General features: G+C 49.6%; 10 protein-coding genes and 2 riboswitches. Of the genes, 4 read left to right on the top strand and 6 right to left on the bottom strand.

The features are described 5' to 3' along the window. The first annotated feature begins 86 nt into the window (after positions 1 to 86). The 3 genes from HMPREF9069_RS03695 (at position 87) to HMPREF9069_RS03705 (ending at position 3,174) form a co-directional block, all read left to right on the top strand. A complete protein-coding gene (locus tag HMPREF9069_RS03695; RefSeq protein ID WP_035438393.1) occupies positions 87 to 2,441 on the top strand; it encodes a DEAD/DEAH box helicase in 2,355 nt (784 codons plus the stop codon). Positions 2,442 to 2,509: 68 nt separating this feature from the next. Further along, a complete protein-coding gene (locus tag HMPREF9069_RS03700) occupies positions 2,510 to 2,887 on the top strand; it encodes an HsmA family protein (RefSeq protein WP_021625810.1) in 378 nt (125 codons plus the stop codon). A 107-nt stretch (positions 2,888 to 2,994) separates the two neighbouring features. Further along, positions 2,995 to 3,174, top strand: a complete 180-nt coding sequence (locus tag HMPREF9069_RS03705; protein ID WP_021625811.1) for a hypothetical protein — start codon at positions 2,995 to 2,997, stop codon at positions 3,172 to 3,174. Positions 3,175 to 3,205: 31 nt separating this feature from the next. Here the strand turns inward: HMPREF9069_RS03705 and lpdA are convergent, their stop codons facing one another. The 6 genes from lpdA to gcvT form a co-directional block, all read right to left on the bottom strand. Continuing rightward, positions 3,206 to 4,576: a dihydrolipoyl dehydrogenase gene (gene lpdA, locus HMPREF9069_RS03710; RefSeq protein ID WP_021625812.1), complete on the bottom strand. Its 1,371-nt coding sequence runs from the start codon at positions 4,574 to 4,576 to the stop codon at positions 3,206 to 3,208. An 8-nt stretch (positions 4,577 to 4,584) separates the two neighbouring features. Continuing rightward, the gene (gene lplA / locus HMPREF9069_RS03715) at positions 4,585 to 5,574 is read right to left on the bottom strand and encodes a lipoate--protein ligase (RefSeq protein ID WP_021625813.1); all 990 of its coding nucleotides are present in this window, start codon (positions 5,572 to 5,574) and stop codon (positions 4,585 to 4,587) included. A gap of 36 nt (positions 5,575 to 5,610) precedes the next feature. Then, a complete protein-coding gene (gene gcvPB, locus HMPREF9069_RS03720) occupies positions 5,611 to 7,050 on the bottom strand; it encodes an aminomethyl-transferring glycine dehydrogenase subunit GcvPB (RefSeq protein WP_021625814.1) in 1,440 nt (479 codons plus the stop codon). Further along, entirely contained in the window at positions 7,047 to 8,363 is a 1,317-nt protein-coding gene (gcvPA, locus tag HMPREF9069_RS03725) for an aminomethyl-transferring glycine dehydrogenase subunit GcvPA (RefSeq protein ID WP_021625815.1), read from the bottom strand. The genes gcvPB and gcvPA overlap by 4 nt, the downstream gene beginning before the upstream one ends. 3 nt (positions 8,364 to 8,366) lie before the next feature. Next, positions 8,367 to 8,750: a glycine cleavage system protein GcvH gene (gcvH, locus tag HMPREF9069_RS03730; RefSeq protein ID WP_021625816.1), complete on the bottom strand. Its 384-nt coding sequence runs from the start codon at positions 8,748 to 8,750 to the stop codon at positions 8,367 to 8,369. Positions 8,751 to 8,820: 70 nt separating this feature from the next. Then, positions 8,821 to 9,903 carry a glycine cleavage system aminomethyltransferase GcvT gene (gene gcvT / locus HMPREF9069_RS03735; RefSeq protein ID WP_021625817.1) on the bottom strand — a complete coding sequence of 361 codons (1,083 nt, stop codon included), beginning with the start codon at positions 9,901 to 9,903 and terminating at the stop codon, positions 8,821 to 8,823. Positions 9,904 to 9,987: 84 nt separating this feature from the next. Continuing rightward, a riboswitch (glycine riboswitch) is annotated at positions 9,988 to 10,059 on the bottom strand. A 3-nt stretch (positions 10,060 to 10,062) separates the two neighbouring features. Next, positions 10,063 to 10,145, bottom strand: a riboswitch (glycine riboswitch). A 213-nt stretch (positions 10,146 to 10,358) separates the two neighbouring features. Here gcvT and ettA point away from each other — a divergent pair. Then, a complete protein-coding gene (ettA, locus tag HMPREF9069_RS03740) occupies positions 10,359 to 12,038 on the top strand; it encodes an energy-dependent translational throttle protein EttA (RefSeq protein ID WP_035438395.1) in 1,680 nt (559 codons plus the stop codon). Positions 12,039 to 12,385: the final 347 nt, after the last annotated feature.

Raw genomic sequence — 12,385 nt, forward strand, 5'->3', positions numbered from 1 at the left:
CACTGGCTAACGGCGCGCCTCCTACCCGATACTGTGAGAAGTACATGACCGAACATTTGTGCTAGCGTGAAATGCTGGGAGGAAATATGGAAGCATTTGAGCGCTACGCGCCGTTTATTCAGGATTTTATTTACCGCAATGGTTGGCAGTCGCTGCGCGGGGTGCAAGTGGCTGCTGCTCATGCGATTTTTGATACGGACGATAATGTGTTGCTCTGCGCATCCACAGCTTCTGGCAAAACTGAGGCGGCATTTTTTCCCATACTGTCAATTTTGGAAGAAGAACCCTCAAGTTCTGTTGGAGTACTCTATGTGGGTCCACTAAAAGCGCTGATAAATGATCAATTTGGACGCTTGCAGGAACTTTGCGAAGAGGAAGAGATTCCTGTCTGGCGTTGGCATGGAGATGTTGCTGCTTCGCGTAAGGCAAAACTGATGAAGCATCCTTCAGGAATTTTGCAGATTACACCAGAATCTCTTGAGGCAATGTTGCTACATCGTCATTCAGCAATTCCCAAACTCTTTGGTGATTTGCGTTTTATTGTGATTGATGAGGTACATTCTCTCATGCGTGGCGATCGTGGCGCTCAGACTCTTTGTGTGATTGAACGCTTGTCTCGTATAGCAGGAGTGCGGCCACGTCGTATTGGGCTTTCTGCGACAGTGGGCGATCCCGAGCGTACGGGCGAATATCTTTCTGCAGGTACAGGGCGCAATACGCTCATTCCGCGCATTGATGATGCGGGTCAACGTTGGCGCTTGTCAATGGAACATTTTTATGTCAGTGATTATCAAGCTGTCGATGACGAGTTGGGACGCGGTCCCTATGCACGTCGGCATGAGGCAGAAGATGCGGCTGTATTGACCGATATCGAAGTGGATGGGGGTACACTGGCTGAAGAAGGACTTGCTCGTATGTCTCAGCGTAGCTATGAGGGCAAGACTGATACAGCACCCCAATTAGCAGATCCAGGTCTTGGATATATTTTTGAGCATAGCCGAGGTAGGAAGTGCTTGGTTTTTGCCAATTCGCGCGAGGACGCTGAGGCGGTTACTACGATGCTTCGCTCATATTGTGAGGCAACTGGCGAGCCAGATCGCTTTTTAATCCATCATGGCAATCTTTCTGCTCCCTTGCGAGAATCTGCCGAAGATGCGATGAAGGACGAAGAAACAGCCCTCACCACAATTACAACCTCAACTCTTGAGCTTGGTATTGATATTGGAAGACTTGAACGAGCATTCCAAATTGGTGCACCTTTTACGGTATCAAGTTTTTTGCAGCGCATGGGTCGCACGGGTCGTCGTGGTACGCCGTCCGAGATGTGGTTTGTCATGCGGGAAGAACGACCCGAACCTCGCTCTAGCTTGGGTGAAACTATTCCTTGGAAACTTTTGCAAGGTATTGCTTTGGTGCAGCTATATCTTGAAGAGCGCTGGGTTGAGCCTCCACGCTTGGACCGTCTACCCTTTAGCCTGCTCTATCACCAGACAATGGCAACACTGGCATCAAATGGTGAAATGAGTCCTGCAGAACTTGCTGTACACGTGTTGACCCTCACACCATTCCAACGGGTTACAACAGATGACTATCGAGTACTGCTTCACCACTTAATTGCGAGTGAACAAATTCAGCAGACTGATGAAGGCGGCCTTATTGTGGGCTTGGCGGGGGAGCGTGTGGTTAACAATTACCGCTTCTACGGAGTCTTTGTTGAGAGTGAGGAGTACACCGTTCGTAGTGAAAGCCAAGAGCTTGGCACTACGGTGATGCCGCCACCTGTTGGTGACAAAATTGCTATTGCGGGTGCCACTTGGCTGGTAGAAGAAGTGGATCATAAACGGCATTTGGTTTACTGCACACAGGTAAAAGGCCAAGTACCCGCCTATTTTGGCGAGTGTCCAGGCGACATTCATACCCATGTACTCGAGCGTATGGCACGCTGTCTCGTAGAAGATGTGGCATATCCCTATCTAATGGATAATGCCCGCGCTCGTCTTGCTCAGGCGCGCCGTACAGCACGCGCTTCAGGCATGCTTAAAGTGCCACTTATCAATATCGGTGGAGATAGCTGGGCGTTGTTTCCTTGGCTGGGTAGCTATGCTTTTTTGGCTCTGGAGCGTTTCCTTAAACTGCGCTGTTCAGAGGAGCTAGGACTTAAGGGGTTGGATTCAAGTCGTCCGTACTTCTTGCAATTTCGTATGAAAGCAGATGCTCAAACTTTTGTTGATGTGCTTGCCAAGCAGGCTCTGCGTCCGTTAGATCCCCTTGAGTTGCTTTATCCTGGAGAAGTGCCTGTTTTTGATAAGTATGATGCCTATGTGCCAGTTGAGCTGGTGCGTAAAGGTTTTGCATATGGGGTATTAGATACTGAGGGTATGCTGCAACGTGTGCGTCAATGGTGTGGTTTGCCCGAGATGCCCGAGTTGCCCCAAACGTAAGGGTTCTAGTGGGGCGTTTGGGCGTAGGATAGCTAGGGAGAGCAAAATCATATGAGGCAGAGGAACTCATGAAACCAATGCTATTAGCTGCAATCATCGCAATTACGCTCGCACTTATTTTGTACACCATTGGTGTCTTTTCCGAACGCCACGCAAAAGTACTCAAACCAATACATCTTGCCATGTTTTGGTTGGGCTTGATTTGCGATAGTACAGGCACGGCTTTGATGAGCCGGATTGCCCAAGCAGGTGCTACAGGAATTGGATTACATGCAGTTACTGGTGCTATAGCGATTGCACTTATGGCATTTCATGCAATTTGGGCAACTGTGACGCTTGTGAGTCACAATGAAGAGCGTGCTCACACTTTTCACCGTCTAAGCCTTTTTGTCTGGTTGGTATGGCTTGTACCCTATGTTATCGGTGTGATTATGGGTATGCATTAGACAGGTTTATGTAGGGACTTTTGGCGTTAGAGTTTTGTTGGTAAGGACGTCGTGTTGCGTAAAAGGCGGTAGTACTGCCGCCTAAGGCGGACGCAAGGGGATGCGCTATGGCTATTAGTTACGTAGATTCCAGCGAGCTCGATGAGTATCTGATGATGCCGGATTGTCCTGAATGTGGCAGTGAGGACGTAGTTCGTACGGAGACCTACCAAGATGGTGAGTGGGTCATCAAGCAGTACCTCTGCAACAAATGCGGGCATGTTTGGACTGAGCGAACCAAGGCATAAGAAGCGACCCAAGGTATAAGACGATCACTGGTTATATCAACTGGAGAGCGGCCTCGGCAATGAGTTCGTTCACGGTGGGATGTGGGTGGATTACCGCAGCAAGCTGAGCTGCTGTCATGTCTTGCGCGATGGCTACAGTGAGTTCTCCGATGAGGTCTGTGGCACGCGGACATACAAGTTGTGCCCCCAAAATTCGTCCATTGTCTTTTGCGGAAATTAGCTTGAGATAGCCTGAGTCACCACCCTCTATCAGGCATTTTGCATTGGATCCAGTGACAACTTTTGCTGTGCGGATTAAGAGTCCGCGCTCTTTTGCCTCGGTTTCAGTAATGCCGATGGATGCTACCTCAGGTGAGGTATAGACACAGCTAGGGATGAGCTGTTCATTCATAAGCTGTTCTTCATGACAAATGACACGTATAACATTGCGTGCCTGGGCCATTGCTACGTGTGCGAGTTGAGTTGTTCCTGCACGGACATCGCCAATTGCCCACACATGAGGCAAGCTGCTGCGTCCGTCATTATCGCAAACAAGGGCACCGTGTTCTAACTTTGCGTGGATATTATTTACAAATAGTCCAGTTGTTTCGGCAGTGCGCCCAGTAGCAATAAGTACACCACGAGCACAAATCTGCTGTTCATCACCCTTTTTGTTGCAATATCTGACACACAGGATATCGTCTTGTTGCGTAATTTCAGCAACACGAGCAGCAATCTCAATTTTGACGTTTGATTTTTTGAGATGCATGTTTACCCGTTGGGCGATTTCCTTGTCAAAGGGTGGCAGTATGCGCTCCATTGCCTCAAGGATGGTAACTTGTCGACCTAATGCAGCATATATTTCTGCACATTCGACTCCGATAACGCCACCACCAATGATTATCAATGAGGAAAGATCTTTCCCTTCGCCCTCAAGGATGTCATCGCTGGTGAGTACTCCAGGAAGCTCAATGCCAGGAATGGGGATGCGTTTAGGGACAGAGCCTGTGGCGATGACGGTCTCACGTGCTTCGTATTCCATGTTGCCACAAACAATGGTGCATGATGCATCGTTTGCAGAAACTATCTGTGCCTCTCCTTCTATCAGCTTAACCTTGTCTTTTTTCATAAGTTTGGTGAGACCATCACGAAGACTTGTTACGATTTTTGCCTTGCGCGTGTGCATGGCAGAAAAGTCCAACTGTACACCTGAGGATGCGATGCCATATTCACTTCCGCCGATGGCCTCGGCATAGGTTTTAGATGAGCGAAGCAGAGCTTTCGTGGGTACGCAACCGCGGTTAAGGCATGTGCCGCCAAGAAGATTGCGCTCAAAGAGAACAACTGATTTCCCGCGACGAGCAGCCTCGTCGGCTGCGGTATAGCCGCCAGGACCTGCACCGATAATGGCAATATCAAACATATTTTCTCCTAGCGGGCAGCAATTGATAGGACTAATTGTGTAAGGTCAGTAGCGACTTGGGTATCTATATTTTCGCCTTCAAGACGGATAAGCAATTCGGGTTCATCAAGTGCACAGCCCGAAAGCGCACGTTCTACCAAGATAGGTAAACCCTCGGCAAGAGCATCTGTCCAGAGATAGGCTTGCTGTATGAGTCCATCTGCTATCTCAAGGTCAAGACGGACGGTACCCCAAGAAAATCGAGCTTCAGCCCCTTGGGACAGATGGCGTTTTTTCCCAAGATTCCATGCGGGCGAAGCAAAACGCTCGCGGAGTTGCGCAAGATAATCCTCATCAATTTTAGTAGGATCTATGTACTCTACCTTAGAGTTGAAGACCTTTCCAAATGACTGGGCAAGAGTGGACTTGAGCTGATTAATGGTGAGCGAGGGAGACAGTTCGGATAGGTTGACAACGCGTGAGCGTAGCGATTTGACGCCGCGTGCTTGTAATTTGAGTGGTGAAGGTCGCAAGTAGCGGCTAAGTGCACCAAAATCTGCCGTAACAAGAAGCGTTCCATGGTGGTAGCTATGCTCACCTTCGTGCAAATATGCACAACCCGAAAACTTTCTTCCATCTATGGTGAGGTCATTGCGACCTGTAGCCTGCGCATTGATGCCAAGCGACTGTAGTGCGCTAAGCACTACTGCGTTTTGCTTTGTAATATCAAAGTCTTTTGTTGGTACAAGGAAGGTAAAGTTCAAATTGCCAAGATCGTGATATACCGCACCACCTCCAGAAAGTCGCCGCACAAGGTGCCCACCCTCAGCTTCAAGAGCGGGTACATCACATTCATCCAAAGCATTTTGATTGCGCCCAATTACCACGGTGTGGGCATTTTGCCAAAGATACAGTACGCAGCAATTGGGGCCCGTCTGCTCAAATAAGAGTCTCTCAAGAGCAAGATTAGCATAGGGGTCATAGCCCTTTGCTTCTATGAGTCCCAGGTGCTTTATCACTGCGATACCCTCTCGTTGTAATTGGGCGTTTCTTATTTACTCAGCATCAAAGTCGTAGCGTAGGCGTGGCTTACGCGCGGCGCCTACCTCATCAGGTCGTCCTATAGGGCAGGTAAAGGGTGCATCGCGAAGGCGAACCCCATCATGGTGCGCCTCGGCCAAAATAGTCTTTAGGATGCAGATAAACTCATCAAGAGTTTCTTTGCCCTCAGTTTCGGTAGGCTCTACCATGAGTGACTCGTGCACGATAAGTGGAAAGTACATAGTGGGTGGATGAATACCAAAATCAAGCATACGCTTGGCAACATCCATTGCGGATACAGCGCATTCGTCCTTGAGAGGCCCTATGTCCATCACAAATTCGTGCATACAAGAATCAGGGAAGGGGATAGTGAAGTCCTCACGCAGTGCTGCAAGTAGATAGTTAGCATTAAGAACCGCATTGGCTGAACTCTGTCTCATGCCGTCTGCACCAAGTGACAAGATGTAGGCATAGGCGCGCAGGACTACAAGGAAATTCCCATAGAAGCTGCGTACTCTACCCACGCTCTTTGGGGGTGTTTCAAAGGTAAAACCAGAATCAGTCTTGGTGATAAGGGGTCCTGGCAAATAGGGTGCAAGCTCTGCTTTGCAGAGTACAGGACCTGAGCCTGGGCCACCTCCGCCATGAGGTGTCGAGAAGGTCTTGTGTAGGTTGAGATGGGTGCAATCAAAACCCATATCGCCTGGGCGGACGCGTCCCATAATTGCGTTGAGATTTGCGCCATCGTAGTAGCAAAGGCCTCCCGCTTTGTGGATGATGCGGGTAATCTCGAGGATATTGTGATCAAAAAGCCCGAGTGTATTGGGATTGGTGAGCATCAGCCCCGCAGTGTGTGGACCTACGACTGCCTTGAGTGCATCTAGGTCGACTCCACCTTCATCGTTAGAAACTACCGAAATTACGCGAAAACCAGCCATACTTGCCGAGGCAGGATTGGTGCCATGCGCAGTATCGGGAACGATAATTTCGTCGCGTTCGGTTTTGCCATGATCGAGGAGCCAAGCACGAATGAGAAGCAGCCCCGTAAGCTCGCCATGGGCACCCGCTGCCGGTTGTAATGTCGTAGCATCCATGCCACAAACTTCGCGGAGTGATTGATCGATGTTATAAAGTAGCTCAAGGCAACCCTGCACAGTTGATACAGGCTGCAAAGGATGGATGTCAGCAAAATTTGGCATGCTGGCAAGGGCTTCGTTGACGCTGGGATTGTATTTCATAGTGCAAGATCCCAGGGGATAAAAGCCGTCATTGACACCATGGGTCTGCTTCATAAGCTCGGTGTAATGGCGAGCTATATCGACTTCGGAGAGCTCAGGAAGCCTTGGCTCGCATATGCGTAATTGTGCAGTATCAAAGTTAATCTCAGGTACGTCTAGTTCGGGTAGAAGCTCGCAGTGGCGTCCCGAAACGCTGCGCTCAAAGAGGAGTTTCATACGCCGCTCACCTCCTTTAGGGCAGCAATGAGTAGATCGATTTGCTCGCGACTGTTGAGTTCGGTACAACACCAGAGCAGGCCGCCGTCGACAGGAAGACCAGCAAGAATTCCTTTCTCGCTCAGTGCAGCTATTATCTGGTCTGTATCAGAGGGACAGTTGGTAAGAAACTCATGGAAGAAAGGACGCGTGTCGCGCAAAGTAAACCCAGGGATTTCTTGTAGACGTCTTTGCAGGTAATGTGCATGAGCAGTACAGCTTTGTGCGACTTTATAGATGCCTTTGGGGCCCATCGCTGCTAGATAAACCGAAGCCGTCATAGCGCACAGCGCTTCATTAGAGCAGACATTAGATGAAGCTTTTTCACGGCGAATATGCTGCTCGCGTGCTTGGAGTGTCAATACAAAAGCGCGGCGTCCCTTAGCATCAGAGGTTTCGCCTACAATGCGGCCCGGCATCTTGCGCATGAGCTTTTTTGTGCATGTCATCAAACCCAGATAAGGACCGCCAAAGCTTAGCGGTAAACCAAGAGGTTGTCCTTCGCCTATCGCTACATCAACTCCATATTCACCAGGAGTTTTGAGTAAGCCCAGAGAAATTGGATTAAAGCTCATAACGAGCTTGGCGCCCTTGCTGTGTGCTGCTGCGACAATTGCATCGATATCTTCAATTACGCCATAGTAGTTAGGACTTTGTACAAGCACGGCGGCTGTGCCAGCATTAATAGTGCTTTCAACTGCAGCAATGTCAGTTGCACACTTATCTGCAGCTACAACGCGTACTGGTACCTTGCGGCTTGCACAATAAGTTTTGACGACAGCGATGGTTTGCGGATCGACGGTAGCAGAGATAATAACTTCTTGGCGTTTGCGCTCTTGGCACATCAGCACGGCTTCTGCAGCAGCACTTGCCCCGTCATACAATGATGCGTTGGAAACTTCCATGCCTGTGAGTTCGCAAATCTGTGTCTGGTACTCAAAGATAGACTGGAGCACGCCTTGACTTATTTCTGCCTGATAAGGCGTATACGCAGTACGGAATTCCTCCTTGCTGGTAACGCTCTGCACGATTGCGGGGATGTAGTGGCGGTAGGCGCCAGCACCGCGAAAGACACTCTGAAAGCACTGATTTTTGTTGGCGAGTTTGCTGAGAGTATCAACAACTTCTAATTCGCTTTTTCCTGTAGGCAGCTCGAGTTTGGATACCAGCGCTTCTTTAGGGACCACTTGATAAAGTTCATCCAAGGAGTTTAGGCCTACGGCCGAGAGCAGATCTTTTTGCTCTGCGGTAGTTGATGGGACGTAGACTCCCATGGTTTATGCCTCCTCGTTGGCGCAATGTTCCTCGTAAGCTTTGGCATCAAGCAGCTCTTCTATATCACTTACTTCTTCAACTTTGATGAGCCAACTGCCATAGGGATCCTCATTTACCAGCTCAGGAGAATCAGCAAGCTCCTCGTTGACTGCAGCAACAATGCCTGTAACAGGGCTAAATACGTCGGATACTGCTTTGACGGACTCGATATCAGCAAAGGGTTCGCCAGCAGTGACGTCATCTCCTTCTTCGGGAAGGTTGACAAATACGATGTCGCCAAGGGAATCCTGCGCAAAGTCAGTCAGACCTATTGTATAGATATCGCCATTTTTCTCGATCCACTCATGGGATTTGGTGTACTCAAGTTCTTCTTTAACCTCTGCCATGATGCAATCCTTTCTTATTGCTTATAGTTACTCGGGCCTTTTAGGTCCGCTTGGTGCTAAGAACTGCAAATTAGTCGTGCCTGTAAAAAGGAAGTTCTACGATACGCACAGCTAGGCGCCTGCCACGGACATCAGCTTCTGCCTTGGTACCAACTGCGGCATGAGCAATATCGACCTTTGCCATAGCAATTGACTGTTTAAGGTGGGGTGCAAAAGTGCCTGAGGTTGTGTGACCAATGAGCTCATCGGCGATGTATAGATTTTGGTGTTCGCGTAAAATGCCGCGTCCTGTTGCCACAAGACCCACGCGCGTGACGCGCGGATTGCCTTTGGAAAGCAAAGCCGTGCGTCCGATGAATTCGTCTTTGTTGAGTTTGACGCCAAAGCTTAGACCTGCTTCTAGTGGTGTGGTCTGCTCATCCATCTCATGCCCATAAAGTGGCATGGCCGCTTCAAGGCGTAGGGTATCTCGAGCGCCCAAACCACAAGGAATAAGTCCTTCTTCTGTGCCTGCTTCGCGGAAAAGTTGCCAGAGTTTTGTGACATGCTCATTTGCACAGTACAGCTCAAAACCCTTTTCACCGGTATAACCTGTGCTTGACACGAGGCATTCAATTCCGCCCACAAGGACATGAGGACAAAAACTGTAATAGCCTTGGGGTAGCGTTTGGGGGTCAGTGAGCTTTTCGATAATGGTTTGTGCCAAAGGTCCCTGTAGTGCTAATTGGGCAGTGCTGCTCGATAGGTCTTCAAATTGCGTATTAGGCAGCAAGTTTGCCTGCATATGAGCAATGTCTTTGTCATGATTGTCGGCGTTAATAACAACAAAATAATCATCGTCGGCAAACTTATAGACGATAAGGTCATCAATGCAACCGCCCTGCTCATTACACATAATGCCGTAACGACATTTGCCTATTTTCATTTTGCTGTAGTCATTGGTAATTAAATGGTTGATGGTAGCAAGAGCACCAGGACCTGAAAAACGTACCTCTCCCATATGAGATACATCAAAAAGACCGCAATGCGTACGCACAGCCTCGTGCTCTGTGCGAATGCCGGTGGGGTACTGTACTGGCAGCAGGTATCCAGCAAAGGGGACGATTTTGCCACCTTCTTTTACATGGATGTCGTACAGGGGTGTTTTTTTCACAGTTACTCCCTCAAGACTTTGTGGCTTCCAGCGCGAAACTGTAGAGTCATGTTTTGCGAACAGAGCAAAACCGCAGCTCCGTGCCCTTGTCTTTGACCTGAAAGATTCTCCAAATAAATGGATTGCTTCTTCGGTGGTCAGATGACCTTTCCAAGGTTTCGTCGACGAACGGTCCTTTTGCCTGAGAGTTATTGCCGCCCCTTCGGCTCCGTGTGAGCCACGGTCTCTCCCGTTCGTGTCTTCCGAGAGTATTCACTTGTCGCACCCGTAGGTACTTGCCGCCATACTAACAAGCGGTCTCATGTTTTAGCGCTAGCAATCGATTTGGGGTGGCGGAGACACGGTGAACGGAGTGGTGAGGGTGAAAGTAAGCTGTTTTGCCTGTTATTATCGACTAAGAAGTAAAGAAAAGTGAGACTGCTTTGTAGTATGCAAAGCATGACATGAGGAGAGATATGGCAGAGTTTGTCTACCAGATGTACAAGGTTCGCAAAGCTTTTGAGGGCAAAGTCATTCTTGATGATGTGACAATGGGCTTTTTCCCTGGCGCCAAGATTGGTGTTGTGGGTCCTAATGGTATGGGCAAGTCAACCCTGCTCAAAATCATGGCAGGCATGGAAGACATTTCCGCAGGTGAAGCAAGAATGGCACCAGGCTATAGCGTAGGTATGCTACAGCAGGAACCGCCTTTGGATGATTCCAAGACGGTGAAAGAAAACATCGAGATGGCTTTTGGCGATTTGCTTGCCAAGATTGAGCGTTTCAACAAAATCGGCGAGGAAATGGGTGAGCCCGATGCTGATTTTGATGCTCTGATGACCGAGATGGGCGAGCTGCAAACCGAGATCGATGCGGCAAATGGTTGGGATCTGGATAGCCAGCTGACGCAGGCGATGGATGCTCTGCAGTGTCCTGATCCAGATGAGCAGGTCGACCACCTGTCGGGCGGCGAACGTCGTCGCGTGGCGCTGTGCAAACTGCTGTTGGAGGCACCTGATTTGTTGCTGCTAGACGAGCCAACCAATCATCTGGATGCAGAGTCGGTACTCTGGCTTGAGCAGTTCCTCAAGAATTATCCTGGTGCTGTGCTGGCGGTCACACACGACCGCTATTTCTTGGATAACGTTGCCGAATGGATTTGCGAGGTTGACCGCGGAACGTTGTATCCATATAAGGGCAACTATTCCACCTATCTGGAAACCAAGGCAGCGCGCCTTGAGATGGAGTCCAAGCAAAACGCTCGTCGCGCCAAAAAGATGAAGTCTGAGCTGGAGTGGGTACGCAGTTCTCAGAAGGCACGCCAAGCAAAAAGCCGTGCTCGTCTTGCTGCGTATGAGCAAATGGAGGCGGAGGCGCGCCAGACCAAAAAGACTGATTTTACGGACATCCAAATTCCCGTGGGTCCTCGTTTGGGTAACAAAGTGCTTGAGGTTGAGCATTTGCACAAGGCCTTTGGTGACCGCGTACTCATTGACGATTTGAGCTTTACGCTGCCGCGCAATGGCATTGTTGGTGTGATTGGCCCCAACGGCGTAGGTAAGTCGACTCTGTTCAAAATGATAGTGGGACAGGAACAACCGACGTCTGGCTCGTTGGAGCTGGGGGAGACGGTAAAGCTTTCTTATGTCGATCAGGGACGCGCTGGTCTTGATGCCGAGAAGAATGTCTGGGAAGTTGTGTCGGATGGTAATGATTACATTGTTGTCGGTGATCAGGAAATTCCCAGCCGTGCCTATGTTTCTGCTTTTGGTTTTAAGGGTACCGACCAGCAGAAACGTGCAGGTGTTTTGTCGGGAGGCGAGCGTAACAGGCTCAACCTTGCTCTGACCTTGCGTCAGGGTGGCAACTTGTTGTTACTAGACGAGCCTACTAACGACTTAGATACCGAGACGCTTGAGAGCTTGGAAGAAGCTCTGCTTGCCTTCCCTGGTTGTGCCGTGATTACTAGTCATGACCGTTGGTTTATGGACCGTATCGCCACGCATATTTTGGCATGGGAAGGTACTGACGAAAACCCCGGTGCCTGGCATTGGTTTGAGGGCAACTTTGAAGACTATCAAGCAGACCGTGTATGCCGTCTAGGTCCGGATGCTGCGCGACCTCATCGCCTGCACCGCAAGCTTACAAGGGACTAGGCTATTAGACTCTGCTTTCCTGCTAAGTGATTTTGGTGCCGCTCCATTGCTGGGGCGGCATTTTTGTGCGAGTCATCAGCCTGGTCTCGCGCGTTTTATGTGAGAGACAAGAAGTGGGGCAGCATCAAAAGCCCCTTTATGATTTGTGGCTTGATGGGGGACGAAAAAGGGGACGAGTTTTGGCATCTAGGCTGTGTTTGACTTTGTTTCACACGGACACTCAAAAGCCACACTCTACTTCATGTTAGGCACCAAAAGCCACATTTCATTTCATGCTGGGAGCCAAAAGCCACGTTCCGTTTCAAGCGGCGCGATCCTGCTTGCCAAACGCCACGTTCTACTTCACT

The organism is Atopobium sp. oral taxon 810 str. F0209 (genome assembly GCF_000466405.1).
Lineage (GTDB): Bacteria > Actinomycetota > Coriobacteriia > Coriobacteriales > Atopobiaceae > Olegusella.

Excerpts from the sequence above, each read along its gene's own strand:
- HMPREF9069_RS03695 (WP_035438393.1), top strand. The coding sequence starts at position 87 with ATGGAAGCATTTGAGCGCTACGCGCCGTTTATTCAGGATTTTATTTAC.
- HMPREF9069_RS03700 (WP_021625810.1), top strand. The coding sequence starts at position 2,510 with ATGAAACCAATGCTATTAGCTGCAATCATCGCAATTACGCTCGCACTT.
- HMPREF9069_RS03705 (WP_021625811.1), top strand. The coding sequence starts at position 2,995 with ATGGCTATTAGTTACGTAGATTCCAGCGAGCTCGATGAGTATCTGATG.
- lpdA (WP_021625812.1), bottom strand. The coding sequence starts at position 4,576 with ATGTTTGATATTGCCATTATCGGTGCAGGTCCTGGCGGCTATACCGCA.
- gcvPB (WP_021625814.1), bottom strand. The coding sequence starts at position 7,050 with ATGAAACTCCTCTTTGAGCGCAGCGTTTCGGGACGCCACTGCGAGCTT.
- gcvPA (WP_021625815.1), bottom strand. The coding sequence starts at position 8,363 with ATGGGAGTCTACGTCCCATCAACTACCGCAGAGCAAAAAGATCTGCTC.
- gcvH (WP_021625816.1), bottom strand. The coding sequence starts at position 8,750 with ATGGCAGAGGTTAAAGAAGAACTTGAGTACACCAAATCCCATGAGTGG.
- ettA (WP_035438395.1), top strand. The coding sequence starts at position 10,359 with ATGGCAGAGTTTGTCTACCAGATGTACAAGGTTCGCAAAGCTTTTGAG.